Annotated in this window: 1 protein-coding gene; it reads left to right on the top strand. The window is 42.3% G+C overall.

The window, feature by feature from the left end:
* Positions 1 to 265, top strand: a 265-nt coding sequence (locus tag ACXAFQ_RS20550; protein WP_474825227.1) for a hypothetical protein, incomplete at both ends; no start/stop codon positions are given.

Here is a 265-nt window from a genome sequence, read left to right as displayed (position 1 = left end):
GTATTGCTACTCGATTATTTATCGTTTCTATAGCTATTTGTGCAGGCTTTTGGGCATACATGGCGTTCTTGTATGAAGGGGACGCAGAGTCAAATATGTGGGCTCCAGTTGCCGGGCTCTTTGAGGGCTTTGTTTATGGCGGTGTTTTCGCAATCTTGCCAGCAATTTATTCTTTCTTCGCATTGAAGGGCGATAATAAAAGGTCTCTAAGACTTGCCGTTATATTTAATCTTTCAGCGCTGTGGATAATTTGCGTATGCTTGTT

Source organism: Alteromonas sp. ABH2_165 (assembly GCF_056159945.1).
This window is presented reverse-complemented; position numbering and strand designations above follow the sequence as displayed.